This window comes from Gemmatimonadota bacterium (assembly GCA_016704275.1).
In the GTDB taxonomy this organism is placed as follows: Bacteria; Gemmatimonadota; Gemmatimonadetes; order Gemmatimonadales; family GWC2-71-9; genus Palsa-1233.
The window spans coordinates 134,507-160,285 of the sequence record JADJAK010000001.1 but is presented as its reverse complement, the minus strand read 5'-3'; the positions used below and the strand labels follow the sequence as shown (position 1 = coordinate 160,285).

Sequence of the window (25,779 nt, the reverse complement as noted above, 5' to 3'; positions counted from 1 at the left end):
GCGGCGGAGCGGGGTCAGCGGCCGTCGGCCGGATACCAGCGGCCGCCGATGCGGGCCATCTCCTCGAGCACGGGTGCCGCGCGAAAGCGCGGACCGTGCGTGGCTTCCAACCGTTCGAGCTTGGCCACCACCTCGGCGGCGCCAATCGCGTCAAGCGTGCGCAACGGCCCACCCCGGAACGGCGGGAAGCCGATACCGAAGATGGCCCCGATGTCGGCGTCGCGCGGGACGCGCACCACGCCCTCGCTCATCGCCATCGCGGCTTCGTTGAGCATGGCGTACACCAGCCGTTCCTGCACGCGCTCGATGTCGACTTCACTCGCCGGGCGCACGCCAAGCAACTGGAAGACCGAGCCGTCGGCGCCGGTCTTGTGCCCATCCTTGTAGAAGTAGAAACCGCGGCCATTCTTGCGACCGAGCCGATCATCGCCGCGCATCGCCGCGATCACCTTCGATGGCGTGAGTCGCTCGCCGAACGCCTGGTACATCACCTTCCCCGCCTTCTCGCCGACATCGAGGCCGACTTCGTCGAGCAACGCGACCGGTCCGACCGGGAAACCCCACGACGTCATTGCCGCGTCGATGGTCTCGATGGGGACCCCTTCCTCGAGCAGGAAGCCGGCCTCGTTGAGATACGGCGAGAGAATGCGGTTGACCCAGAAGCCGGGCGAATCCGCGACGACGATCACCGTCTTCCCCATCGCCCGGCCGAACTGCACCGCCGTGACGATGGCATCCGCCGAAGTCACCGCGGTGGGGATGACCTCGAGCAGCGGCATCTTCTCGACCGGCGAGAAGAAGTGCATGCCAAGGATCCGCTCCGGATACTGCGCGCCCGCGGCGATATCCTGGATCGGAATGGTCGACGTGTTGGTCGCGATGATCACGTGTGGGGGCACCGCCGCCTCGACGTCGGCGATCACCTGGCGCTTGACGCCGAGGTCTTCGTAGACCGCCTCGATCACGATCTGCGCGCCACCGAAACCGGAGAAGTCACCGGTGCCGCTGAGGAGCGCGCGCGTCCGCTGATACTCGTGCGGCGTCATCCGCCGCTTCTTGAGCCGCGCCGTCATCAAGTCCGTCGCGGCCTTGATGCCCTTCCCCACGCGCGACAATTCGGCGTCGGTCATCCGCGCCTCGACATTGGCCGCGAGCGCGGCCGTGCCGGCGATCCCCGCGCCCATGAAGCCGCTGCCGACGACGCCGATGCGGCGCACCTTCGTGGCTCGTCCCGCACCGGCCGGGACACCATCATCCTTCTTGATGGCGGTGGTCGCGAAGAAGATCTCGACCAGGCGTCGCGACACATCGGACATCGCCAGTTCGCCGAACGCCTGCGCCTCGGCCTCGAGACCGCGCGTCATCCCCTGCTCCATCGAGGTCCGCACCACCTCCAGCGCACGCAGTGGCGCCGGGTAGTTGCCGCCGGTCTTCTTGGTGACCGCTTCCTTCGCCTTGCCATACACCACGAGCCGACCGATCGGCGTGCCATCGAGCAGCGCGCCGCCGAGGCCGCGCCCCTTCCGCGATGGCTTCCACCCGCGCGCGAGCCGTTCCGCCGCCGCGATCGCGGTGTCGAGGAGGATCGACTCGGGCACGAGCTCGTCGACGATGCCGAGGGTGAACGCCTTCTTGGCGCGTTCGTTCTTGCCGGCGAGAATGATGTCGAGCGCGGCGCGCACACCGATCAGGCGCGGCAACCGGTTCGAGCCGCCCGCGCCCGGCAGCAGGCCGAGCTGCACTTCTGGGAGGCCGAGCATCGTCTTGGGATGGTCGGACGCCACGCGATAGCGGCACGCCAGCACCAGCTCCATCCCGCCACCGACGCAGGCGCCGTGGATTGCCGCGACGATCGGCTTCGGTGACTCGGCGACCTTCTGCATCAACAACTGGCCATCGCGCGAGAGTCGCTGCGCCTCCTCGACGCTGCGCAGCGCAACGAATTCCTCGATGTCGGCGCCGGCAATGAAGGTGTCGGGTTTGCCCGAGCGGAGCACGATCGCCTTGACCGGTTCATCCGTCGCGAGCCGACCGAGCAGATCCTCGAATTCCCAGCCCACCGCCTTGCTGATCTTGTTGACGGTCTCGTTGGGCGTGTCGAAGGTGACGATCGCCACCCCGCCGCGCCGTTCCACGGAAAAGGCGCTCATCCGACCCGCTCCAGGACCATGGCAAAGCCCATCCCGCCCTGCGCGCAGATGGAGATGAGACCGAACTGCACATCGCGTCGCGCCATCTCGTTCGAGAGCGAGGTCACCAGTCGTGCGCCAGTCGCAGCGAACGGATGGCCGATCGCGAGCGACCCACCCATCACGTTGGTGCGACTCCAGTCGACCTCGCCAACGACACCGGGGAGGCCGAGACGACGCGCCCAATCGGCGGAGCCCCACGCCTGCACGTTGGAAAGCACCTGCGAGGCGAATGCCTCGTGGATCTCGACCAATCCGAGATCGTTCCACGAAATCCCGGCGCGCTTGAGGGCGATCGGCACCGCGTAGGCAGGGCCCATCAGCAACTGCCATCCCGGATCGACCGCCGCGACGGCGTAGGCGCGGATTGCGGTGAGCGGCCGATAGCCGAGCGCGTGCGCCTTCTCTTCGCTCATGAGCAGCGTGGTGGCCGCACCATCGGTGAGCGCCGAGGCATTCCCCGCAGTGACGGAGCCGTAGGTGCGGTCGAAGACCGGCTTGAGCTTGGCGAGCGCGTCGAGCGAGGTCTCGGGGCGAATCAGGTTGTCGCTGTCGATGACCTGGTCCATCCCGCGCCCACCGAACCACGGCGCAATTTCCATTGCGAGGCGTCCATCGGCCGTGGCCGCCGCCGCCCGCTGATGGCTCATCACCGCGAGTTCGTCCTGCGCCTCGCGGGAGATCCGATTCTCCTTCGCCATCTTCTCGGCCGACTGCCCCATGCTCTGCCCGGTGCTCGGCTCGGCGATCGCCGGGGATACCGGCACCAGATCGCGTCCGCGCACCTGCGCGAAGAGGCCGAGCCGATCGCCCAGCGACCGCGCCTTGGAGGCGGAGACGAGGATCTGGGAGAATTTGCGGGTGTGCAGGATGGGCACGTCGGAGAGCGTTTCGACCCCGCCCGCGAGGATGACGTCGGCATGCCCCGCCATGATCTGATCGGTGGCGTTGCAGATCGCCTGCGCGCCAGACGCACAGGCGCGGTTCAGCGTGTATGCCGGCACCGTCCTCGGCAGCTGCGGCAGCAACGACACCTCGCGCCCGACATTCGGCAGCAACGGCGACGGCACCACCTGCCCGTAGATCACCTCGTCGACCTCGTCGCCGGGGAGTTCGGTGCGGTAGAGCAGTTCACGGGTGCAATGGCGGGCGAGGTCGGCGGCGGTCACGTCCTGCAACACGGTCCCCGACTTGGCGAACGGGGTCCGGAGTCCGGCGATGACGACGGCTCGGCGGCCTGGAGAGGGGGGGAGCATGAATTGAAATCTAGCCGGAGGGTGGTTGGGGTGAACGGTGACCAGTGACCAGTGACCTGTGACCTGTGACCCGGGTTACAGGTTACTGGTTACTGGTTACGGGTCACTGGTCACCGTTCACCCGCTTTCCTCGATTATCTTGTCAGGTTGACTCCAAGCCGGAGATGCCGTGCATCCGAACGATTCCGAGCAGCCCGAAGTCGGCCTTCCGGCCGAGGCCATTTTCGAGGCCCTGCTCGAGGAACAGACCCCCGTCCCGTTCGAGCGGCCCCTGGTCGCCCCGAGCGCGACGGCCCCAGCGGCGACCCCCGCCGCGGCCCCTGACGTCCCCGTGCCCGCCCATGCCGTCCAGTTGAAGGGGCCGGCGGCGGCGTTGGCCCGCAACATGGACGCCTCCCTCGCGATTCCGACCGCGACGACCTTCCGCGAGCTCCCGGTTCGGGTCCTCGAGGCGCGGCGTGCCGAGCTCAACAGCCAGCTCAAGGCGGCCGGGCGCAACGAGAAGCTCTCGTTCACGCACCTGATCGCCTGGGCGTTGGTGCAGGGGGCCAAGCAGTTCCCGGTGATGGGGACCGGCGTCCTCAAGAGCGGCGCCGACGCCTACAAGCTGGTGCCGGAGCACGTCCAGCTCGGCCTCGCCGTCGACGTGGAGCGGAAGGACGGCAGTCGCGGCCTGATGGTGCCGGTGCTCAAGCGTGCCGATACGATGAGCTTCGCCGAGTTCCTGACGACCTACGAGGGGCTGGTCGAGAAGGCGCGCACCAACAAGCTGATGCCCGACGATTTCGCTGGCGCCACCATGACGCTCACCAACCCGGGCGGCATCGGGACGGTGGCGTCGGTGCCGCGCCTGATGCCCGGCCAGGGGACGATCTTCGCCACCGGCGCGATCGCCTATCCGCCGGAATTCAGCGGGATGTCGAAGGAGCAGATCGCCACACTCGGCATCGCCAAGGTGATGATGATCACCTCGACGTATGACCACCGCGTGATCCAGGGCGCGGAGTCGGGGAATTTCCTCAAGCTGGTGGACCAGTTCCTCCAGGGCGAGCACGGCTTCTACGAAGGGATCTTCGCGGCCTTTGCGCTGGCCGCACCCGGCGCCGCTCACCGCCTCCGCCTCCGCACCCGCGGCGCCGGTCACCGCGACCCCGGCGTCCGCCGGCTGGACCGGCATGATGCCGATCGCCAGTGCCGCCACGACCACGTCGCCAGCCCAGCTGCAACACGTCGCGGCCGGGATGGCGCTGATCAAGGCGTTCCGCACCCATGGCCACCTGGCGGCACAGCTCGATCCGCTCGGGACGCCGCCGGTCGGCGACCCGGCGCTCGTCCCGGCGACGGTCGGCCTCGACGAGGCCACCATGGCGACCATCCCGACCGACGTGCTGCGCATCGCCGTCCCGGGGAAGACGCTCGCCGAGGCACTGCCGCACCTGCAGGCCACCTATTGCGGCACGATCGCCTACGAAGTCGAGCACATCGCCTCGCACGAGCAGCGCGTCTGGCTGCGGCAGCAGATCGAATCGGGCGCCCATCGCCAGCCGATCACGGCGGAGGCGCAGCATGCCCTCCTCGAGCGGCTCACGCAGGTCGAGGGGCTCGAGCGTTTCCTCGGCAAGGCGTATCTCGGTGCCAAGCGCTTCTCGATCGAGGGGCTCGACATCATGGTCCCGATGCTCGACCTCACCATCGAGCTCGCGGCCGAGGCCGGTGCGCGCGACGTGGTGCTGGGCATGGCGCACCGCGGCCGCCTGAATGTGCTGGTGCACACCGTCGGCCGCCCGTATGAGGCACTCTTCGCGGAATTCGAGGGCGCCAAGCAGTTGACCGGCGGGATGACGCCCGATGGTGGCACCGGCGACGTGAAATACCATCACGGGGCCGAGGGGGCCTTTGTCACCAAGGGTGGCAAGGCCATCACGGTGGCGCTGCTCTCGAACCCGAGTCACCTCGAGTTCATCGGGCCGGTCGTCGATGGCCGGGCGCGTGCCGCGCAGACCAATCGACGCGGCCGCGAGGCCGTGGTCGACACCACGGCCGCCCTGCCCGTGATCATCCATGGTGACGCCGCCTTCCCGGGGCAGGGCGTCGTGGCCGAGACGTTGAATCTCGGCGACCTCGCGGGCTATCACACCGGCGGCTCGGTCCACCTGATCGCGAACAACCAGGTCGGCTTCACCACCGACCCGCGCGATGGTCGCTCGACCCGCTGGGCGTCGGACCTCGCCAAGGGCTTCGACATCCCGATCATCCACGTCAACGCCGACGATCCGGAGGCCTGCCTCGCGGCCGTCCGTCTGGCGATGGCGTACCGGGTCAAGTTCGAAGACGACGTGCTCATCGATCTGGTGGGATATCGCCGCCACGGGCACAACGAGACGGACGAGCCGGGCTACACGCAGCCGGTGATGTACGCGCGGATCAAGGAGATGCCGACGGTGCGTGCGCGCTACGCCGAGCAGTTGGCGAGTGCCGGCGTGCTCTCGGCCGCCGATGCCGAGGCGCTGGTCACCAGGACGTACGACCGCTTCGTCGAAATCCAGACGTCCTTCAAGTCGTCGCTCGGCCGCCCGGCGCCGTCGGCGGAGCCGGTGCGCGATGCGGGCGTGGCCGGCGAACTCGAGACGGCGCTTCCGGCCGAGATGATCTCGTCGCTCAACGAGCAGCTGCTCTCGTGGCCGGCCGGCTTCACCGTGCACCCGAAGCTGGTCAAGCAGCTCGAGAAGCGTCGCAGCGCGCTGATCGAACCGCACGGCATCGACTGGGGGCACGCCGAAGCGCTGGCGTTTGCCTCGCTGCTCGTCGAGGGAACGCCGATCCGGCTCACGGGGCAGGATGTGGGGCGCGGCACCTTCTCGCATCGTCACCTGGTGCTGCACGACGCCGTGAATGGCGACGTCTTCGCGCCGGTGCAGGCGCTGCCAGGCGCCTCGGCGCCGCTCGAAGTGCACAACTCGCCGCTTTCGGAATTGGCGACGATCGGGTTCGAGTACGGCTATGCCACGGCGGCGCCCGAGGCGCTGGTGGTGTGGGAGGCGCAGTTCGGCGACTTCGTCAACGGCGCACAGGTGATGCTCGACCAGTTCCTCGCGTCGAGTCTCTCGAAGTGGGGCGTCACGTCGCGGCTCACGCTGCTGCTGCCACACGGGTACGAGGGTCAGGGGCCGGAGCATTCCAGCGGTCGCGTCGAGCGATTCCTGCAGTCGGCGGCCGAAGGCAACATCCGCGTGGTCAACTGCTCCACGTCGGGGCAGTACTTCCACGTCCTGCGCCGTCAGGCGAAGTGGGCTATCCGCCGTCCGTTGGTCGTGATGACGCCGAAGTCGCTGCTCCGCGCGACGGCCGCGAGCTGTTCGCTGGCCGATCTCTCCGCGGGCCGCTTCGAGACGGTGCTCGACGATCCGGCCACCAACGGTCGCCGCGCCGCGGCGCGCACGCTGCTGCTCTGCACCGGCAAGGTCTACTACGACCTCGTCGAAGAGGCGGCCAAGCTCGGCGATGATCGCCCGCCGATCGCCCGGATCGAGCAGCTCTATCCCTTCCCCGAGCGTGAGGTGAAGGAACTGCTGTCGCGCTATCCGTCGCTGACCGACGTGGCGTGGGTCCAGGAAGAGCCGCGCAACATGGGCGCCTGGTCGTTCATCGAGCCGCGGATGCGCACCATCCTCCCGGCCGGGGTGACGATGCGCTACATCGGCCGCCCGGAGCGTGCCTCGCCGGCCGAAGGCTATCTCTCGGCGCACAAGGCGGAACAGGCGCGGATTGTGGGAGAGGCGTTGGGGGGGAAGGGTGTGGTGGTTGGGAAGTCGTAAGGGTGTATGGGTCGTAAGTCGTAAGTCGTAAGTCGTAAGTGATGAAGGCCGGCCTCCTCATGGGAAGCCGGCCTTCGTTGGACCTACGACCTACGACCTACGACTTACGACCTTCCCCTCACCGACTCTCCGGCGGCAACAACGGCCGCTCACTCGACTTCCGCACCAATTCCTTCAGCGGATCGGAGAGGTGATCGCCGTAGTGCAGCAGGAAGACGCCACGCGCGCGGCGCGCCATCAGGAACGCCAGCAGCGGCATGTCGGCTTTGGCGGCGTTGCAGGGGCGGCAGGCGAGGACCAGGTTGTCGGGCCGGTCGTAGGCCGACTGGCCGCGACGCGGCCGGACGTGGTCGAGCGTGATGGTTTCGGGCGGAACCTTGGCGCCACAGTACGCGCAGACCGAACCGTGCCTGGCCAGGAGCCATTCACGATGGGAGCCGTACGTGCGTCCAGCGGGGCGAGAAACGGTGGTGCCGGCGGGACCTGGGAGAACCGCTGCTTCGGACGGTGGTGCGACGTTGGTGCCACCGCGACGTCTGGTGCGTGCCACTAATCTGCTTCCTTCTGAGAATCGTTTATGAACATCCCCGTAAAATAGCCGAGTGTGGATGGACGGGAAAGTGAGCCGGCCCTCAGCTGCCCCGAAGTCGCCCCAGGAGTGACCCGAGGGTCACCATGAGTCCGCGGCGGCGGCGGCTCCGACGTCCCCCGCCTGCGGCGACGCCATCGAGGAAATCGGCGATCGGTTCCGGGGTGAGCGGGGGGAAGTGGTCGAGGACATCGAGCACTTCCTCCGCCCGACCCGGACGCGGCTCCCCATCCCGCGAGAGCAGCCCGCCGACCAGCCGCTCGAGGTCCGCCGGGGCGGAAGGGCGATACGTGCGGAGCGGCCAGCTCCCGGCCGCCTGGGGCGGCAAGCCGACCAGCATCTCCCAGGCGAGCGCCCCGAGGGCATGGAGGTCGTCCTTTGGGGTGGCGTCGGCCACGAGCCCGAACGAGGTGAGCACGGTCCCGCGGCGATCGAGCATCACCGTGCCGGCCCAGAGCCGGCCGTGGGTCAGCTCCCGCCGGTGAAGCGCGGCGAGGGCTCGGGCGACATCGCGGAGGATGGTGATCGCCTCGCGCAGGGGCAGGGTGCCGCGATCGGCGAGCCGCTGCAGCACCGGAATGCCGGGTGGGATGGGATCGATGATCCAGGCCCGCCCCTCGAGTTCCCCGGTTGCGATCGGGGCCGCGATGGCTGGATGGGTGAGCACCAGCAGTTGATCGGTGCGGCGGACGAGCGCCTCGCGGGTCGGGCCGTCCGGCGCCGCCGGATGCAGCACCACGCGGCGGGAGGGAGCAGCCTCCGGGGTATCAGTACGCGCCCGTGCCAGGAAGACTCGGCGACCACCAGTCGCGGCTTCTTCCTCGCCCAACTCCGCCGCGGAGGCGACGGCGAGCCGAAGGCGAAGAGTCAGCGAGTCGGTCATGTCGGCTTGGTGGTCATCACCCAAATGCCCCGAAAGAGGAACGCCGTGGCGACCCAGCCAATGAGACTCCAGCGCAGGTAAAGTTTGCGGAAGCGCGGGAGTTGATTGTCGGGGCAGCGCTCCATCCGGACTTGATCGGGAATCAGCAGGGCCAGCCAGATCGCGGTGGAGATGCCGAGCATCTCGATCCCCTGCACGAGCCAGGGGACCTGCCGCCACGCCCCGGTGGGATAGCCCTGACGGACCATCATGATGCCGGCGATCGTCATCAGGGCACCGCCGAGGAAGGTAAAGAGCAGGTCGGTCCAGAGGATGCCCCTGGCGATGTGCCTGGGCGTCCGCTCGGCACGATCCCGCCAGAGCAGGATCGTCCAGACGCCGGTGACGGTCACATTCCCCACCATGAGCACGGCGCCAATCACGTGCAGCGCCTTCCACGTCAAGTACTGCAGAACGCCCCCCAGCCCCGTGGGCCTGATACCACACCTTTCGTCGTTCTTGATGGACCGCCGCCACAAAACGAGGCGCAGCCGTAGTGCCTCCGCGGCACCTGCCGGACCGGCGACACGCTGACGTTGCCGGGTGAAATCACTGCAACTTCAATACCATCAATCACTTAGCGAGACGCAACCGGATTGCCACGACCCGGTGGATCGCTCGTGGCCCCACCGTTGCCATAGAAGGAGGCCGTACCCTGGTTGCTCCGATTCCCCGTTGCCGAGAATCACCATGAACGCTCGCCTCCTCCAGATCCTGTCGGCCACCGCGCTGATCGCCGCGCCGTTGCAGGCTCAGACCCCATATCAGGATGGATTCCGGTTTGCCGGCTCGATCGCCGGCGCTCCCGTGATCGGCAATGTGGTCGGTGGTCCGTACCTCGGCCAGTTCGACACGGCACCGAGCGTCTACGGCTCCCCCTTCTATGTCTGGTGCGTCGACTACAACCACTGGATCAGTGGCGGGCAGACGTACAACGCGTGGATCACCCCGCTGGATGGGAGCGACTTCTCGCACGCCCGGAACGGGGCGACCGGCGGCTCGTCCCCGGATGCCTATCGCTGGGCGGCATACCTCGCCGACCAGATGCTCTGGCAGGATCAGGTCGCGCCGACCAACGCGACCAAGGCGCGCGATGGCGCGATCCAGGATGCGATGTGGGCGCTGCTCGGGTACGGGAACAACACCACCACCCGACTCAACAACCTCGTGACCAACTACGGCGCGTTTCTCGGCCTGACCACCGGCTTCTACAACTCGTCGCCGGCGCTGACGACGTACTCCGACTGGGCGCTGATCACCTGCGACCTGGCGCGGAACCCGAATTGCGGCGCACAGGAATTCCTGTATCGCCAGCCGTCGCCGCCGCAGGAAGTCGTGCCCGAGCCGGCCACCATGACGCTGCTCGCCACTGGCCTTGCCGGCATGGCGGCCGCCAGCCGCCGTCGGCGGAAGCAGCAGGCGACCAAGCTCTAGGCGTTCACCAGCCTGACGCAATGCGCGGGTGCGGCCTCTGGCCGCACCCGCGCATTGCATTTCCGGTCAGCCGTTCCGACGATCGTAGTCATCGAGCAGGCCGAGGCGATGTCGGACCGCGTCCAGTCGGGTGTTGATCGACGGACGCCCGGCGATGAGCATGGCGAAATCGTCGAGGGACTCCGACACGAGCCGCGCATCGAGCGTGGCGATGGTCGCCCGCAAGCCCTCGGTCAGGCGTCCGTGCACGGCCGCGCGCTGCATGCTCGCACCCGGGGACTCCACCCACGACTGACCAGCCAGGATGAAGCACTCCGGCTGTTGCTCCCCGAGGAAGGGGTAGCGGAAGGCGACCGGGAGGACGCGGATCGGTCCGCCGTGCCGCTCGATCATCCAGGCAGCGCCTCGTTCGAGGTCGGCAATCGGCGCCGCGGCCGGACTGCGCTGCCCCTGCGGATAGATCCACACCATCGTCCCCGGCGCCAGGCAGGCGGTCGCCCGCGCGAGATCGCGCATCGCCTGCGTGGGTGACCGTCGTTCGATGGGGAGCGCACCGACCCGCAGAAAGATCTTGTAGCGGGCGAGGTTGCGCGCCTCCATCAAGATCCGGAAATGATGGCCCATCGCGGTGGAGAGCGGACTCGACAGGAAGCCGTCCCACCAGTTCGTGTGATTCGCCACCACGAGGGTGGGCAACGGCGGCCACGCCTGCCAGTCGTCGAGCGCGTGCCAGCGCACCGACGCAAGGCTCTTGCGCGCGAGGCGCGCCACATAGCGCTGAAACGCCCGGACCGCGAACGGCCCGGGCGGGGGAAGCGGTGCGGGCAGGGCGCCGCGATCGGTCATGCGGACTGTTCGCCCGGGACGGCGCCGGGGAGGAAACGTTCATCCCACAGCGCGCGGGCGAGGATCGAGAGCTTCTTCGGCATCGTCGTGAAGGCGCGCCGGGTGAAGACGTTGTACTGATTCGCCTCGATCACGTCGAGAATGCCGGCGTAGGTCTGCTGCAGCAACCGCACCGTGAGGCGCGAGCCATCACGGGGGAAGAGACCGATCACGACGTCGGCATCCTCGAAGTAGCGGCGCGCGCGTGCCACCTGCCACTGCATCATCCGCACGAAATCGGGCGTGACCTTGCGGGCCTCGAGATCGGCGCGGGTCAGTCCGAATCGCTCGAGCTCTTCGCGGGGGAGATAGACTCGGCCGCGATCGAGATCCTCGCCGATGTCGCGCAGGACGTTGGTCAGCTGCATCGCGACGCCGAGTCCGACGCCGGGCTCGCGAAACGCCTGCGGTGGCGCCCCGAGCACCGGACCGAGCATCAGCCCGACGCCGCCGGCCACCAGATAGCAGTAGCGGTGCAAGGTGGCGAAGTCCTCGAATTCCACCGGCTCCAGATCGATCGCGACGCCGACCAGCAGATCGGTGAGCGGTTCGAGCGGAATCGGGAAGCGCCGCATCGTGTCGCGCAGCGCCAGCCAGCGCGGGTCGACCGGATCCTCGCCCGCATGGATGCGACGGAGGTCGGCGTCCAGGGCGGCGATCTCGGCGCGCACCTCGGCGATCGGCCGATCCCCCCGATCGTCGACGAGGTTGTCGGCGTGACGGCAGTACTCGTAGAGCGCGAAGATCGCCCGCTTCTTCGCGAGCGGCAGGAAGCGCGAGGCGAAGTAGAACGACTTCGCCCAATCCGCCGTGATGCCCTCGGCGCGCGCGTAGCCCTGCTCGACGAGGCGCGTCATCCGGTGACCGGTCGCTCCGCGACGATTCGCTCCGTGACGCACTCCGCCGAGATCAGCGCCATCGGCAGGCCGCACCCGGGGTGCGTGCTCTGGCCGACGAAGAAGAGGTTGCCGTACTTCGGATGACGATTCTGCGGCCGGAATGCGCCGATCTGCATCAGGTTGTGCGACAGGCCGAACGCCTCGCCGCGCAGATTGCCGTAGTCGATCGTGAAGTCGGTCGGGGTGACCAGCCGCTTGGTGACGAGGTTCTCGCGCAGGCCGGGCATCGCCCACTGCTCGAGCTTCTCGAGCATGCGCGCCTCGACCTTCGGCCCCTCGACCGCCCAGTCGATGCGGCGCGCGGGATCGGGGTGCTGCGACGGCGCGAGCACCAGCACGAAGATGTTCTCGCAGCCGTCGGGGGCGCTGCCCTTGTCGGTGCGCGTGCTCGCCACGACGTAATACGGCGGATCCTCCGGCATCGCGTGCTCCTCGAAGAGCTGGCGGCACGCCTCGCGCATGTCCTTGGCGACGATGAAGTTGTGATGCTCGAGGTTGGCGTACTCCTTCTTCACGCCGAGGTACATCAGCACCACGGAGCAGGAGAAGCGCTTCTGCTCGATCTTCGGATACGGCTCCTTGAGCAGCGACTGATAGGCGTAGGGCAGGTCGGCATTCACGAGCACGACGTCGCCGGCCACCCGCGAGCCGTCCTCGAGCTGCACCGCCGTCACCGTGTCGCCGCGCTTCTCGAGTTCGGTGACCTTGGCGCCGTAGCGGTACTGCACGCCCAGCTCGCGACCGAGCTTCTCGAGGGCGAGCGGCAACTCGTACATCCCGCCCATGGGGTAGTGCACTCCGCCGCCGATCTCGGTGTAGGGCAGCAGCGCATAAATCGCCAGCGCATCGTACGGCGAGAGGCCGAGGTACAGCGCCTGGAACGAGAGCGCCTGCTGCAGCCGCTCGTCCTTGACGTACTTGGCGATCAGCTTCTGCAGGTCACCGAGTGCACCGAGGTTGGCGAGCGAGCCGAGGCGACTGGGCGAGATCATGTCGAGCGGCGATGTCATGTTCTTCGAGATGAACTCGAGCCCCGAGTCATACATCCGCTTGGTGCGGGCGAGATACTCGAGCACCCGCGGTCCGCACCCCGGCTCGATCTTCTCCATCCCCTCGAGGAGGACGTTGAGCTGGGGCGTCATCTCCAGCACGGTGCCGTCGGCGAAGTGCACGTTGTAGTTCGGGAGCACCTGCACGACGTCCAGGTAGTCCTCGACCTTCCGGCCGACCATCGCGAACAGCTTGTGCCAGTACTCCAGCATCAACAGCAACGACGGCCCGGTGTCGAAGGTGAATCCCTCGGACTCCCAGCGTCCGTTGCGGCCGCCCGGGCCGGCGTGCCGCTCGAGCACCGTGACGCGATAGCCGGCGTGCGCCAGATGGATGGCGCTGGCCAGGCCGCCGATACCCGCACCCACAATCACGGCACTCGTGCCCGTGACGGCAGGTCCCACTGGGGCGGTGACAACAGCCGCGAGGTCGTCGGTGCTGGACGGCGGCGCGGTGAGGGTGGCCGGATCGAGAGTCATGAGTGTCGTGTCTGGGGCAAAATGGGGGCGCGGAAATTTAACGCGGCGCGAGGGCAAAGGGCTCCGCACCGATCTGGAATCCTGCCCCGGCCAAGGTGGCCTGCCGACCCTCGATCCCCGCCCCACCGATCGAGACGAAGCATCGACTCGGGAGGCGTGCCGGCAGCGCGAGCAGCTCATCCAGCACGTAGGCACAGGTTTCGGGGTCACTCACCGACAGTGCGACCGCGGCGGGGTTCACCTGCCACGCCGATTCGACCACCTCGTCCAGCGGAAGGTCGGCGCCGAGGTAGCGGATCTCCCAGCCCCACTCCTGCAGATGGCAGAGCGTGGTGAGGAACCCCCACTCATGCCGTTCGCCGGGCAGGCAGGCGGCCAGCGCCAACGGCCCCGGAAGCTGCTGGGTGCGGAGGCCCTCCTTGAGGGCATGGATCACCACTTCGCTGGCGAGATGCTCCGCCGCGATCGGAAGGTCGCCGACGGACCAGAGGTCACCGATCAGCGTCGCCAGCGGCATGGCGATCTCGTCGGCAAAACGGGTCAGGCCGCGAATGGCCAGCTGCTCGGCCACCTCGCGCTCCAGCCCTTCGCGATCGAGTCGGCGAATGGCGCCCAACAGCGCCCCAAGGGGGGTGCCGTCCGGCGACTCCCGCCAGGCAGTCTCAATCACCTCGGCCGCGGGAAGCCCGACCAGCGACCCGATCCTGGCCCCCTGGGTCACCAATCGGCCGTAGGCGCGAAGGAGGGCGACCTGATCGGCGGTGTAGGCGCGGTACCCGTTGGCCTGTCGGACCGGCCGGACCGCCTCGTAGCGCCGCTCCCAGGCCCGCAGTCGATCCCGAGAGAGCCCGGTCAGCCCGGACACTTCCTGGATTTCATAGGTGCGGAACTCTGGATTCACGGGACCCCGGGGCGGACGGTGTTGGGATAAGTTACCCCGAAGCGCGGGGAGGGGTCCCCGAGTGCCGATGATCGATGATCGACCATCGATGATCGACCATCGATCATCGATCCTGGGAGGCTCCCGAATGCAGGACCTGCTCATCATTGGCGGTGGCATCGTGGGCGCGGCAGTGGCCCGCGACGCGGTGATGCGCGGGCTCTCCGTGACCCTGCTGGAGCGGCGGACCGTCGGCTGGGGGACCTCGTCCCGCTCCAGCCGGCTGATCCACGGTGGCATCCGCTACCTCGAGATGGGCGACATTCACCTCGTCCACGAGGCGCTGGCGGAGCGGGCCACGCTGCTGGCGATCGCCCCGACGCTGGTCCACCCGATCCCCTTCTATTTCGTGTTGGAGCGGGGGGCCTGGTGGGAATGGTGCCGCATCGGCGTTGGGGTCGTGCTGTACCGGTTGTTGGCGGCGAAGCACGCCTTGGGGCCGCATCATCCGCTCTCCCGGGCGGCCCTCCTCCGCCACGAACCACTGCTGGCCAACGCCCCGCTCCTCGGCGGCGCGGTCTATCAAGACGCGCGGTGCGACGACATCGGCTTGGTCTGGGCAACGATTTCCGACGCCCAGTCTCGTGGGGCGCGGATCGTCGAGGAATGCGAGGCCGCCATCCGCGTCGGTGCGCAGGGCATCGTCGCCACGCTCCCCGGTGGCGAGCGCGTCGCGGCGCGCACGCTGGTGATCGCGGCAGGGCCGTGGACTGACGCAGTCCGAGCGAGCATCGGCCTGCCTGAACGCGGTCTGGTCGGCGGGACAAAGGGCATTCATGTCACGTTCCCCACGGCGCGCCTGCCGCTGACGCAGGCGCTGGCGCTGCGACACCCCGATGACCAGCGGGTGATGTTCTGCATTCCGGAGCCGGAGCATCGTCGCGTGGTGGTCGGGACGACCGATACCGAGACGACCGAATCGCCCGACGCGCTGACCGTGGGCGACGACGACGTGGCCTACCTGCTGCGCGCGGTGCAGCACCTCTTCCCCACCCTGCAGCTGACGGCGGCCGACATTCAGGACCGCTGGGCCGGGGTCCGGCCGCTGCTCCGGCAACAGGGCGCGGCGAGCGCGCGCAGCCGGGAACACCTGATCCTGCGCGAGGACCAGATCCTGACGATCGCCGGCGGCAAGCTGACGACGCATCGGGCGATGGCCGAGGAAGCGGTCGATCGCCTTGGGGAGATCCTTGGTCGGGAATTGCCGGCATGCCGAACCGCGATGGAGCCGTTATCGATCATCGATCATCGATGATCGATGATCGATGGTCGTAGTGTCAGGGGGTGCGGCTTAGTCGTCCCCTTCACTGATGCGTTCCCCCTGTACATCTCATCCATCGGAGTGGACCATGGCGATCTCGAAGGCGACCAAGAAGGCGGCATCCAAGGCTGTGAAGAACGCGGTGGCCGAGGCGAAGAAGGACGTCGCGAAGTCGGGGGCGGCGGCGAAGGCGGCGGTCCAGAAGCTGGCCGACAAGGTCTCCGGCAAGGAGGCAAAGGTGGCCAAGCGGAAGAAGGTCGCGGCCGCAGTGCTGGGCGCGGCCGCGGTGGTCGCGGCCGGGGTCGGGGTGGCCCGGGCACGCCGGAAGAAGTAGTCGCGGTCGGGGAGGCTCAGCCACGGGCGTGGGGACGTTATCTTTGCTGTTGTCCCCCCCCGTTCCCCAGACCTGTGAGCTCGACACGCCGTGACCGACGCAACCTTGGCCACTGACGCCGCCTGGAAGACCATCAATTCACTCCGCGTCCTGGCCATGGATGCCGTACAGCAGGCCAACTCGGGGCACCCCGGGACGCCGATGGCGCTCGCCCCGGTGGCGTACGTCCTGTACCGCCGTCACCTGAAGCACGCCCCGCACGCCCCGGAGTGGGCCGACCGCGATCGCTTCGTCCTCTCCTGCGGGCACGCGTCGATGTTGCTCTACGGCGCGCTGCACCTCAGCGGCTACGACCTGCCGCTGGAGGAGATCAAGCGCTTCCGGCAGTGGGGCTCGAAGACGCCGGGTCACCCGGAGCGCGGGCACACCGTCGGGGTCGAGACCACCACCGGCCCGCTGGGCCAGGGGATCGGCAACGGCGTCGGGATGGCGATTGCGGAGCGGATGCTGCGCGAGCAGTACGGCGCGGAACTCTGCGATCACCGCACCTGGGTGCTCTGCTCCGACGGCGACCTGATGGAAGGCGTGGCGAGCGAGGCAGCGTCGCTGGCGGGCCACCTCAAGCTCGACCGCCTCACGGTCATCTGGGACGACAACAAGATCACCATCGACGGGCGCACGGACCTCTGCTTCTCGGAAGATGTCGGCGCCCGTTTCGCTGCCTATGGCTGGCACGTGCTCCACGTCCGCGATGGCAACGACCTCGACGACATCGACACGGCCCTGACCCAGGCCGCCGCCCATGCCGATGCGCCGACGCTGATCGTGTTGCGCACGATCATCGGCGACCCGGCCCCGACCAAGCGCGATTCGTCCAAGGCCCACGGCGAGCCGCTCGGCGCCGACGAGATCACCCGCACCAAGGCGCTCCTCGATTGGCCGACCGAGCCCTTCCATGTCGCGCCCGAGGCGTACGCGGAGATGGCACCGCTCGCCGAGCGCGGCCGCGAGCTGGTGCAGGCGTGGGAAGGGCGCATGGCAGCGAGCCCGAAGGCCGCCGCCTACCGCGCACAGCTCGCCGGCACGCTCCCCGATGATTGGGCGAGCCACCTTCCCGACCTGAGCGACGAGTCGGTCGCCTCGCGGCAGGCCTCGCAGAAGGCCCTCGCGGCACTGGCACCCGTGATTCCCGGTTTGGCCGGCGGCTCGGCCGACCTCGGTGGCAGCAACGGCACCAACATCACGTTCGGCGATGTCTTCTCCGCCACGAGCACCGGCCCGCGCTTCCACTGGGGCATCCGCGAGCACGGGATGGCGGCCACGCTGAACGGGATGGCATGCCACGGTGGCGTGCGGCCCTACGGCGCGACCTTCCTGGTCTTCGCCGACTACTGCAAGCCATCGATCCGACTCGCCGGCCTGATGGGTCTGCCGGTGATCTACATCTTCACGCACGATTCGATCGGCGTCGGGGAAGATGGTCCGACGCACCAGCCGATCGAGCACCTTGCGATGCTTCGCGGCATCCCGAACCTGGTGACGCTGCGCCCCGCCGACGCCGCCGAGACGGTGGCGGCGTGGCGGACGGCGATCGGCCGCAGCACCGGCCCGACGGCGCTGATCCTCACCCGACAGAAGCTCCCGGCGCTCGTGCGGCGCGCCGACATGTCGGCCGACACGGCGCGCGGCGGGTACATCCTGCATGAACCGGCGACCGCCCCCGTGGCGATCATTCTGTCGACGGGGTCCGAGGTGAACGTCGCGATGGCGGCGGCCGCGACCCTCGAGGCCGAGGGGACGCCGACGCGGGTCGTGTCGATGCCGTCGTGGGAACTCTTCGCGGCGCAGGACCCGGCGTGGAAGGAGCGCGTGCTGCCGAGGGCGATCACGGCACGGGTGTCGATCGAGGCGGGACTCACCTTCGGCTGGTCCCGCTGGGTCGGCGACCGCGGTCGCTCCCTCGGGCTCGATCACTTCGGCGCGTCCGCCCCGGGCGAACGCCTCTTCCAGGAATTCGGCTTCACGCCGGCGCATGTCGTCGCCGCCGTCCGTTCCATTCTCACCGCGAGCACGTCGTGACCCATCCCCTCGTTCGGCTCGGCGCCCTCGGGCAGAGTCCGTGGTACGACTTCATCACGCGCGACCTCGTCCGCTCCGGTGAACTTGCCCGGTTGATTCGCGAGGACGGACTCCTCGGCATGACCTCCAACCCGACGATCTTCGAGAAGGCGATCACGGGGAGCAGTGACTACGACGCCGACATCAGCGTGCTCGCGGCGCGCGGCGCGACCGCGGCGGAGATCGTCGAGTCGCTGATGGTCGCCGACGTGCAGGCGGCGTGCGACGTCTTCCGGCCGGTCTACGATGCCAGCGGCCACGGCGACGGCACCGTCTCGCTCGAGGTGGCGCCGACGCTCGCGCACGACACCGAAGGGACGATCGTGCAGGCGGAGCGCCTCTGGGCGCGCGTCGATCGACCGAATGCGATGATCAAGATCCCCGGCACGCGCGAGGGCTTGCCGGCGATCACGCACTGCCTCGCCAAGGGGATCAACATCAACGTGACGCTGCTCTTCTCGGTGGTGCGCTACCGCGAGGTCGTCGATGCCTTCTGCCGCGGCCTCGAGCAGCGCGCGGCGGCCGGATTGCCGATCGACACCATCCACTCGGTGGCGTCGTTCTTCGTCAGCCGCGTCGACGGCCAGGCCAACGCCGCGATCGCCAAGGCCGGCGCTGCCGGCGCCGGGCTCAAGGACCAGGTCGCGATCGCCAACGCCGTCGCCGCCTATGCGGCCTTCGGCGAGACGCTGCTCACCCCGCGCTGGCAGGCGCTCGCCGCCAAGGGCGCCAAGGCGCAGCGGACCCTGTGGGCCTCGACCAGCACCAAGGATCCGTCGTTGTCGGACGTCCTCTATGTCGAGGCGCTGATCGCCCCGGACACCGTGAACACGCTGCCGCCAGAGACGTTCCGCGCCTACGCCGACCACGGCGATCCGCACGTGCGGATCACGCCGGCGGCCGAGGCGGAGGCGGCCCGCACGCTGATCGCGTATGATGCGCTCGGTGTCGGATCGCTCGCGGAGCGCACCGCGTTCCTCGAAGCCGATGGTGTGGCGAAGTTTGCCGAGAGTTGGCAGCAGTTGCTGGACCGCGTCGAACAGAAGGCCGGTACGCTCTCCGACCGACCTGTGGCCGGCTGACCCTTCTCCTCCCCCGGAGTCCCGATGTTCGCTGCCCTGCGCAAGATCCCCCTCACCTGGTGGATCGGCATCTCGATGGTCGTCGGAATCCTGATCGGCTACCTCGACAATGCGGTGTGGACGAGCGTGTCGTTGACGCCCTACCTGCAGCCGTTCTCGTCGATCTTCATCAAGATGATCAAGTCGATCGTCGTGCCGCTGATCTTCGGCTCGCTGGTCGTGGGGATCGCGGGCCACGGCGATGACCTGAAGCAGGTCGGCCGCCTGGCGCTCCGCAGCATCATCTACTTCGAGATCGCCACGACCGCGGCGCTCTTCATCGGCCTCGGCGCCGTCAACCTCATTCGGCCCGGCGACGGCGTGCAGCTGACGGCCAGCGCGGAGCAGGGCGCCAAGCTCGCGGAGACGAAGACCACCTTCGCCGGCGTCCTCGACCACACCGTCCCGGCCTCCTTCTTCAAGGCCGCCGCCGACAACGAGGTGCTGCAGATCGTCTTCTTCTCGTTGCTCTTCGGGATCGGGCTGGCGCAGGTCAAGGGGAAGGCCAAGGAGACGATGCTGGCGTTCTGCGAGTCGCTCACCGAGGTGATGTTCAAGTTCACCGGCATCGTGATGCTCTTCGCGCCGATCGGCATCGCCGCGGCGATTGCCGTCACCATCGGCAACAGCGGCCTCGGCGTCCTCGGCAACCTCGCGGCGCTGGTGCTCACGCTGGCCGGTGCCCTGATCGTCTTCGTGCTGGTGATCCTGCTGCCGATCGCGCTGATCGCGAAGGTGCCGCTGCGTCTCTTCTGGAAGTACGTCAAGCAGCCGTACCTGATCGCCTTCTCCACCGCCTCCTCGGAAGCGGCGCTGCCGCTGGCGATGGAGAATCTCGAGAAGATGGGCGTGCCGAAGCGGATCGTCGCCTTCGTGCTGCCCACCGGCTACTCGTTCAACCTCGACGGGTCGACGCTCTACCTCGCGGTCGCGTCGGTGTTCGTGTCCCAGGCCGCCGGCATCGAGCTCACGCTCGGCACCCAGCTGCTGATGATGCTGACGCTGATGCTCACGTCGAAGGGCGTGGCCGCGGTGCCGCGCGCCTCGCTGGTGATCCTCTCGGGCACGCTGACGTCCTTCGGCCTCCCGCTCGAGGGCGTCGCGGTGATCCTCGGCGTCGATGCGATCATGGACATGATGCGGACGTCGGTGAACCTGCTCGGCAACTGCCTCGCGTCGGTGGTCATGGCGCGCTGGGAAGGGGAGTTCAAGCCCGCCGAGAGCTGAAGACCACCACCTGCTCGGCCCCGCTCGCGGGGTCGAGCACCACGCACGCGACCAGCGCCCCGCGGACGATCACACTCGGCTGCGGGGCGCATCGCATCGGGAGCCGCACCGTCTCGCGGTAGCGGCCGTCGGCCCCGAAGACATCGAACACCGTCGCTGCCACACTGGTCGGCGCCGCCCACCGCCGCACCCAGAGCGCGCCGTCCGGCGCCGCCACCAGCCCGACGATCGTCGGATAGACCAGCGGCAGGCGGCGCGCGCGCACTTCCTCGCTGGCCCCGTTCACCTGACTGAGCGGCACCTTCAACGTGTCGATCCGCCGGGAGAGGGCTCGCGTGCTCTCGGCCCGCTCCGCAGCCGGAATCGCGTGCGGCGTGTCCGGACGGGTGATCTGCCGCACCACGCGCCCCGCGACGTCGGTCTCGGCGATCAGGTAGCGATCCCCGGGACTGCTCAGGATGGTGCCGGTGGTCGAGACGGCCCAGACCGGACTCGGATGGAAGGGGACGACATTGAGGCCGGGCACCATCCGCCCGGAACCGGGCGCCGTCTGCACGGAGGCCCAGCTCGCCCGAAGCGTGGGATGCACCGGCACCCCGAGCGAATCGAGGGCCGAGCCGTCGAGCCGGTAGCGCTGATAGGCGTATCGTGTCCGCATGTCGGCCGATGGGGTCGCCTCGAGCGGAAAGTGGAATCGCCCCTGCGCATCGACCTGCGAGGGGAGCTTCGAGCGCCACGGCGCGTAGAGCGGCCCGTCGAATTGACGATCGTACTTGGTGGGAAGCCCACTCCTGGGATCTTTCACGAAGTGCTGCACACGGCTCATGTTCCGCACGTACAGGCTGCCATCCGCGGCGATGACCGGCCCGGTCGGCGCGGTGAACTCGCCCGGCCCCTCTCCCTTCCGTCCGATCGTGCCCAGATGGCGCCCGGTCGAGTCGAAGATGACCACGCGCGGATCCTGAAAGTCCGCGACGTAGAGCCGTGCCGAGGCATCAAAGGCAAGACCGCTGACCTCTCCCAACATGAAGGGCGTCCGCGGGGCATCCTCGCCGATCGTCGCCACCACCCGGGCCCGCACCGTATCGACGGGGGGCAGCCGAGGCGGCATCATCAAGGCGCCAAGCGAACAGACGAGGATGAGCATGGGCACTCCGGCACTGGTGGGGGGACGAGCAATGGATGTCCCGACACCAAGGATGGTTGCCCCCAACGCTTTCCCGCCACCCGGTGTCCAACCCCCTGACGATGACTGACGCACTGCATGCCGCCCCGGCGCCGGGGACCGGCGAGGAGGAGCGGTGGCTGGTGGCCCAGGCAGTTTCGGGCGACCGGGAGGCGGCGCGTCGCCTGTACGAGGCGCACGTGAACCGGGTCTATCGTCTCGCGTACCGGATTGCCGGCGACCGGCATCTGGCCAGCGAGCTCACCCAGGATGTCTTCGTCCAGCTCTTCCGGGTGATCGGGCAGTTCCGCGGTGAGTCATCGTTTGCCACCTGGCTGCACAAGGTGGCCACCACGACCTGCCTGAATGCGATGCGGCGGGTGAAGCGGTTCCGGCAGCGGGAGTACGACCTCGAGGAGTACCACCAGCTACCGGCGATGGACGGCGGCCTCAGTCCGGACCTGCACGATGCGCTGACGAGTGCCATCGATGCGCTGCCGCCGAACCTGCGGATCGCACTGATCATGTACACGATGGAAGGCTACACCCACGCCGAGATCGGCTCGGCGCTGGGGATTGCGGAAGGCACCAGCAAGGCCAGGGTCTCAGAGGCCCGGGCACGACTGCGGGCGATGCTGGCCCCGCATTTGGAGGACCGACGATGAATCAACACGATCCGCTCGACACCCTGTTGCGCGATGCCGCCAGCCAGTGGCGGGCACCGGGTGAGGCGCCGCGTGACGCGATCTGGGCGGCAGTGACCGCCGAGCTCGACGCCCCGACCATCTCGGTGCGGCCTCGCCGCGCGCCGGGATGGGGGCTGCTGTCGGGAGCGGTGGCCGCGGCGCTGTTGCTCGGAGTGGCCTTGGGCCGGCTCGGCACGCAGCCGTCGACGGTCCCCCCGGCACCAGCCACGGTTGCCGGTGCGACCCACGATCCGTATCAGCGCGCCACGGAAGAACTCCTGGGCCAGACCGCAGTGCTGCTGGTCGCGTTGCCGGAACAGGGCGCGCCGGCCGCGACGAATGCCCAACTGGTGACGCAGGGGGTCGAGTTGCTCCGGAGCACGAGGCTCCTGCTCGACTCCCCCGTGGCGAGCGATGCGCGGATGCGCGCCCTCCTCGAAGACCTTGAACTCGTGCTGGTGCAGGTGGCTGGGCTTGAGCCGCGCCGAGCCGATGAACTGACCTTGATCCGCGATGCCGTCCACCAGCGCGACCTGTTGCCGCGCCTCCGGTCGGCCGTCGTGGCCCATTCCCTCCAGCTGAATTGAGAGACTCCATGCGCCTTCGTACCCTCTTCGCGCTGCTCGTCGTCCCGGTGGCGGCGGCGGCCCAGGTGGCCACCGCACCGGTCACCCCGCGGACTCCCGCGCCGATCATGACGACTGTGCCGTCCGCGCCCTTCGGATCGTACTCCCGGCTTGCGCCGAGCATCAGCCTCGACCCGATCAGCTCGGTCTACAGCCTCGATCACTTCGGCGACGCGCAACTCCACTACACCGACGCGCTGGATCGGTATGCCCTCAGCGTCGATCGGTTCAGCTCGGCGTTCGACGGGTTCACGGCGATCAATGGCTCGGTGTTCGGCCACCAGCCGCCGTCGGCGTGGGCCCACGACGACCCGGCCGACTCGCTGTACCGCTTGGCGCGCGAGACGCTGAACCGCGGCGACTATCGCCGGGCCGCGTCGCTCTTTGGTGACATCACCAAGCGCTTCCCGACCTCGGTCTATTCGCGCGACGTCCCCTACTGGCAATCGTTCGCGCTCTACCGCATCGGCGGCACAACGGAACTGCAGGAAGCGCTCGGCATTCTCGAACGGTGGCGCGCGGCCCAGCCCGCCCCGGAGGCGCCGAAGGGCGGCGCGGCCGCGAGCTCGCCGGGTGCGACTTTCCGCAATGGCACCACGGTCCTGACGCCCCGTGATGCCGAAGCCACCAAGCTCTTCACCACCAGCGGCAACGGCATCACCTGGGCCAGCAGTGGCAACCGTCCCGATGGGGACGCGCTGGCCGCCCGGATTGCCGGCGTCCTCTCGTCGCGTGGCATGTCCAACGACCCGCTGGTGAAGCGCGCGCTCACGGCCCGCGGCGCCGACGCCTGCGATCAGGAAGAGCAGGCCGTGCGCAGCGAGGCGCTGAACGCGCTCCTCCAGAGCGACCCGGAAACGGCGCGCAGCGTGGCCACGCGGACCCTGGCGCGGAAGGACGACTGCTCGGTGCCGCTCCGACGGACGGCGCTCTTCGTGCTGGCCGGCAAGAAGGACCCGGCCGCCACCAGCACGCTCATCAGCGTGGCCCGGAATGATCCGTCGACTTCGATGCGGCTGCAGGCGATTGACTGGCTCGGCTCGATGCCCGGCGACGACGCCGTTGCGACGCTCGAGGAGCTGACCCGCAGCAGCGACGCCTCGGTGCAGCGCGCCGCGGCCCGCGCGCTCGCGGCCAACCCGTCGCCGCGTGCCAGAACTGCCGTGCGTGCCGTGATCGAACGGAATGACGCCGATGAGTCGCTGCGCGTCTCGCTGGTCGAGGCGCTCTCCGGCGAGCGGACGAGCGCCGATGACGCCGCCTGGTTGCGCGCCGTCTATGCCAAGACCACCTCGGCACGGGTGCAATCGCGCATTGCCTCGGCAATCGCCCGCGTCGGCGGCGAGGCGAATGTCCAGTGGCTCACCGCCCTGGCCCGCAACGAGGACGAGCCGCTCGATTCGCGGCTCGCCGCCATGCGCAGCATCAGCAGCACGGCCGACGTGGCCACGCTGATCCGCCTCTACGATGCCGCCACCCATCAGCGCATCCGCGGTACGTTGATCAGCGCCCTTGGCGACCGGAAGGAATCGGCGGCGCTCGACAAACTGATCGACATTGCCCGGACCGGCACGGACCCGAGTGCCCGCCGCCAGGCCATCTCCGAGCTGTCGAGCAGCAAGGATCCGCGCGCCACCAAGCTGCTGCTCGAGTTGGTGGACAAGTGAGCCGCCGCGTCGAGGGACTTATCCTGGCACTGACGGCCGCGGCGACCCCGCTGGCGGGGCAGGCGCTCGACCGCCGTGTCGCGGGCGCCCCGGACGGCAACGTGCAGTTCCATTTCGCCGCTCGGCCGGGCGTCTGCGGCAACGGCACCACCCTGCTGCGGGTCGACGATGGCGGCGGCTACTTCTACTCCTCCGGCAATGACATGAACCGCGACCAGTGCGCGGCCGGCCCGGTGCGTGTCGTGGTTGCACGCATCGGCAAGGAGATCGTCAAGATCGAGACCCACGCCGGGCCGTTGACGCCCGAGGCCGGGGACGGCACCAACCTTGGCGCGGTCGGCAGCGGAGAGGCCAGCAAGTGGCTCCTGTCGTTGGCCACGTCACTCGAGGGCCGGCCGGCACGCGACGCCCTCCTCCCGGCGATGATCGCCGACAGCAGCGTCGTCACCCCCGCCCTCGCGGCCATCGTGCGCGACACCGAGCGGTCTCGTGATCTGCGCCGCAGCGCCCTCTCCTGGCTGAGTCGCCGGCGCGACGAGGCGGGCGGCATCGGTGCGGCGGCGACGACGCGGCTCCTCGAGGAGGTCGTGCGCAACCGAAGCGAGAATGAATCGCTGCGCACCTCGGCGCTCTCCTCACTCTCCGCGATGGACCGGGGCGAAGGGGTCACGACGCTGATCGCCTTCTCGCGTGAGAGCGATCCCTGGCTCGCCCGGCAGTCGTTTGCGTCGTTGACGCGGTCGGGCGACCCCCGTGCCCGGCAGTTCACCCGCGAGGCCGTGCGGCGAGCGGAGCTCACCGACGAACTTCGCGTCCTCGCGATCCAGGGCCTCGGCGGGGATTACGCGACGGGCGCCGATTACCGGCTGCTCCGCGAACTCTATCCGTCGCTCAGCAGCGACCGCGAACGCGATGCGCTCATCAACGCCCTCGGCAACGCGGGCGGGCGCGAGAATGTCAGCTGGCTGCTCAGCGTCGCCGAATCGCAGACCGAACCGGTGGCGCGGCGACGCCGCGTGATCTCGATGCTGGGGCGGCTCGATGAGCCGCGGATTCGCGAGGCCTTGAAGGGGATGGCCGAGAAGGAGCGATGATCGATGGTCGATGATCGATCAT

General features: G+C 68.7%; 22 protein-coding genes. 11 read left to right on the top strand and 11 right to left on the bottom strand.

All coding sequences use genetic code 11. The features are described 5' to 3' along the window. Positions 1-14: 14 nt before the first annotated feature. The 3 genes from fadJ to IPG05_00765 form a co-directional block, all read right to left on the bottom strand. Positions 15-2,150 carry a fatty acid oxidation complex subunit alpha FadJ gene (fadJ, locus tag IPG05_00775; protein ID MBK6493633.1) on the bottom strand — a complete coding sequence of 712 codons (2,136 nt, stop codon included), beginning with the start codon at positions 2,148-2,150 and terminating at the stop codon, positions 15-17. Beyond that, positions 2,147-3,445 (bottom strand): acetyl-CoA C-acyltransferase, encoded by a 1,299-nt coding sequence (locus IPG05_00770; GenBank protein MBK6493632.1) that lies wholly within the window; start codon positions 3,443-3,445, stop codon positions 2,147-2,149. The genes fadJ and IPG05_00770 overlap by 4 nt, the downstream gene beginning before the upstream one ends. A gap of 142 nt (positions 3,446-3,587) precedes the next feature. After that, positions 3,588-4,646, bottom strand: a complete 1,059-nt coding sequence (locus tag IPG05_00765; GenBank protein MBK6493631.1) for a hypothetical protein — start codon at positions 4,644-4,646, stop codon at positions 3,588-3,590. Between IPG05_00765 and IPG05_00760 the strand changes: the two genes are divergently transcribed. After that, positions 4,624-7,260: a 2-oxoglutarate dehydrogenase E1 component gene (locus IPG05_00760; protein ID MBK6493630.1), complete on the top strand. Its 2,637-nt coding sequence runs from the start codon at positions 4,624-4,626 to the stop codon at positions 7,258-7,260. The two genes, IPG05_00765 and IPG05_00760, sit on opposite strands and share 23 nt — an antisense overlap. A gap of 118 nt (positions 7,261-7,378) precedes the next feature. On the opposite strand, the gene IPG05_00755 is transcribed toward IPG05_00760, so the two are convergent. Genes IPG05_00755 through IPG05_00745 form a run of 3 tightly spaced genes read right to left on the bottom strand, consistent with a single transcriptional unit; the run spans position 7,379 to position 9,175 of the window. Next, a complete protein-coding gene (locus IPG05_00755; GenBank protein ID MBK6493629.1) occupies positions 7,379-7,870 on the bottom strand; it encodes an HNH endonuclease in 492 nt (163 codons plus the stop codon). Positions 7,871-7,892: 22 nt separating this feature from the next. Next, complete coding sequence (locus IPG05_00750) at positions 7,893-8,732, bottom strand: hypothetical protein (GenBank protein ID MBK6493628.1); 840 nt, start codon at positions 8,730-8,732, stop codon at positions 7,893-7,895. Beyond that, entirely contained in the window at positions 8,729-9,175 is a 447-nt protein-coding gene (locus tag IPG05_00745; GenBank protein ID MBK6493627.1) for a DUF2269 family protein, read from the bottom strand. Before IPG05_00745 ends, IPG05_00750 begins: the two co-directional genes overlap by 4 nt. Before the next feature lie 286 nt (positions 9,176-9,461). Between IPG05_00745 and IPG05_00740 the strand changes: the two genes are divergently transcribed. Continuing rightward, positions 9,462-10,205 (top strand): PEP-CTERM sorting domain-containing protein, encoded by a 744-nt coding sequence (locus IPG05_00740; GenBank protein ID MBK6493626.1) that lies wholly within the window; start codon positions 9,462-9,464, stop codon positions 10,203-10,205. A gap of 66 nt (positions 10,206-10,271) precedes the next feature. On the opposite strand, the gene IPG05_00735 is transcribed toward IPG05_00740, so the two are convergent. The 4 genes from IPG05_00735 to IPG05_00720 are packed head-to-tail and all read right to left on the bottom strand — an operon-like array spanning position 10,272 to position 14,419. Further along, positions 10,272-11,051, bottom strand: a complete 780-nt coding sequence (locus IPG05_00735) for a lysophospholipid acyltransferase family protein (protein ID MBK6493625.1) — start codon at positions 11,049-11,051, stop codon at positions 10,272-10,274. Next, on the bottom strand, positions 11,048-11,947 hold the full coding sequence (locus IPG05_00730) for a squalene/phytoene synthase family protein (protein ID MBK6493624.1): 900 nt from the start codon (positions 11,945-11,947) through the stop codon (positions 11,048-11,050). The genes IPG05_00735 and IPG05_00730 overlap by 4 nt, the downstream gene beginning before the upstream one ends. Next, complete coding sequence (crtI, locus tag IPG05_00725) at positions 11,944-13,518, bottom strand: phytoene desaturase (GenBank protein MBK6493623.1); 1,575 nt, start codon at positions 13,516-13,518, stop codon at positions 11,944-11,946. The genes IPG05_00730 and crtI overlap by 4 nt, the downstream gene beginning before the upstream one ends. Before the next feature lie 37 nt (positions 13,519-13,555). Further along, positions 13,556-14,419 (bottom strand): MerR family transcriptional regulator, encoded by an 864-nt coding sequence (locus tag IPG05_00720; GenBank protein MBK6493622.1) that lies wholly within the window; start codon positions 14,417-14,419, stop codon positions 13,556-13,558. A 127-nt stretch (positions 14,420-14,546) separates the two neighbouring features. Between IPG05_00720 and IPG05_00715 the strand changes: the two genes are divergently transcribed. The 5 genes from IPG05_00715 (at position 14,547) to IPG05_00695 (ending at position 20,519) form a co-directional block, all read left to right on the top strand. Continuing rightward, entirely contained in the window at positions 14,547-15,713 is a 1,167-nt protein-coding gene (locus tag IPG05_00715; protein ID MBK6493621.1) for a glycerol-3-phosphate dehydrogenase/oxidase, read from the top strand. Between the two features lie 94 nt (positions 15,714-15,807). Next, a complete protein-coding gene (locus IPG05_00710) occupies positions 15,808-16,053 on the top strand; it encodes a hypothetical protein (GenBank protein ID MBK6493620.1) in 246 nt (81 codons plus the stop codon). Between the two features lie 156 nt (positions 16,054-16,209). Beyond that, positions 16,210-18,132: a transketolase gene (gene tkt, locus IPG05_00705; protein MBK6493619.1), complete on the top strand. Its 1,923-nt coding sequence runs from the start codon at positions 16,210-16,212 to the stop codon at positions 18,130-18,132. Further along, positions 18,129-19,253 (top strand): transaldolase, encoded by a 1,125-nt coding sequence (tal, locus tag IPG05_00700; GenBank protein MBK6493618.1) that lies wholly within the window; start codon positions 18,129-18,131, stop codon positions 19,251-19,253. Before tkt ends, tal begins: the two co-directional genes overlap by 4 nt. Before the next feature lie 24 nt (positions 19,254-19,277). After that, positions 19,278-20,519 (top strand): dicarboxylate/amino acid:cation symporter, encoded by a 1,242-nt coding sequence (locus tag IPG05_00695; protein ID MBK6493617.1) that lies wholly within the window; start codon positions 19,278-19,280, stop codon positions 20,517-20,519. On the opposite strand, the gene IPG05_00690 is transcribed toward IPG05_00695, so the two are convergent. Further along, a complete protein-coding gene (locus IPG05_00690; GenBank protein ID MBK6493616.1) occupies positions 20,500-21,666 on the bottom strand; it encodes a 6-bladed beta-propeller in 1,167 nt (388 codons plus the stop codon). The genes IPG05_00695 and IPG05_00690 overlap by 20 nt on opposite strands. 101 nt (positions 21,667-21,767) lie before the next feature. On the opposite strand from IPG05_00690, the gene IPG05_00685 reads away from it, so the two are divergent. The 4 genes from IPG05_00685 to IPG05_00670 are packed head-to-tail and all read left to right on the top strand — an operon-like array spanning position 21,768 to position 25,757. Continuing rightward, complete coding sequence (locus tag IPG05_00685; GenBank protein ID MBK6493615.1) at positions 21,768-22,349, top strand: RNA polymerase sigma factor; 582 nt, start codon at positions 21,768-21,770, stop codon at positions 22,347-22,349. Further along, a complete protein-coding gene (locus IPG05_00680; GenBank protein MBK6493614.1) occupies positions 22,346-22,957 on the top strand; it encodes a hypothetical protein in 612 nt (203 codons plus the stop codon). The genes IPG05_00685 and IPG05_00680 overlap by 4 nt, the downstream gene beginning before the upstream one ends. Before the next feature lie 8 nt (positions 22,958-22,965). Continuing rightward, positions 22,966-24,663 (top strand): HEAT repeat domain-containing protein, encoded by a 1,698-nt coding sequence (locus IPG05_00675; GenBank protein MBK6493613.1) that lies wholly within the window; start codon positions 22,966-22,968, stop codon positions 24,661-24,663. Further along, positions 24,660-25,757, top strand: coding sequence for a hypothetical protein (locus tag IPG05_00670; GenBank protein MBK6493612.1), 1,098 nt, complete (start codon positions 24,660-24,662; stop codon positions 25,755-25,757). Before IPG05_00675 ends, IPG05_00670 begins: the two co-directional genes overlap by 4 nt. Positions 25,758-25,779 lie beyond the last annotated feature (22 nt).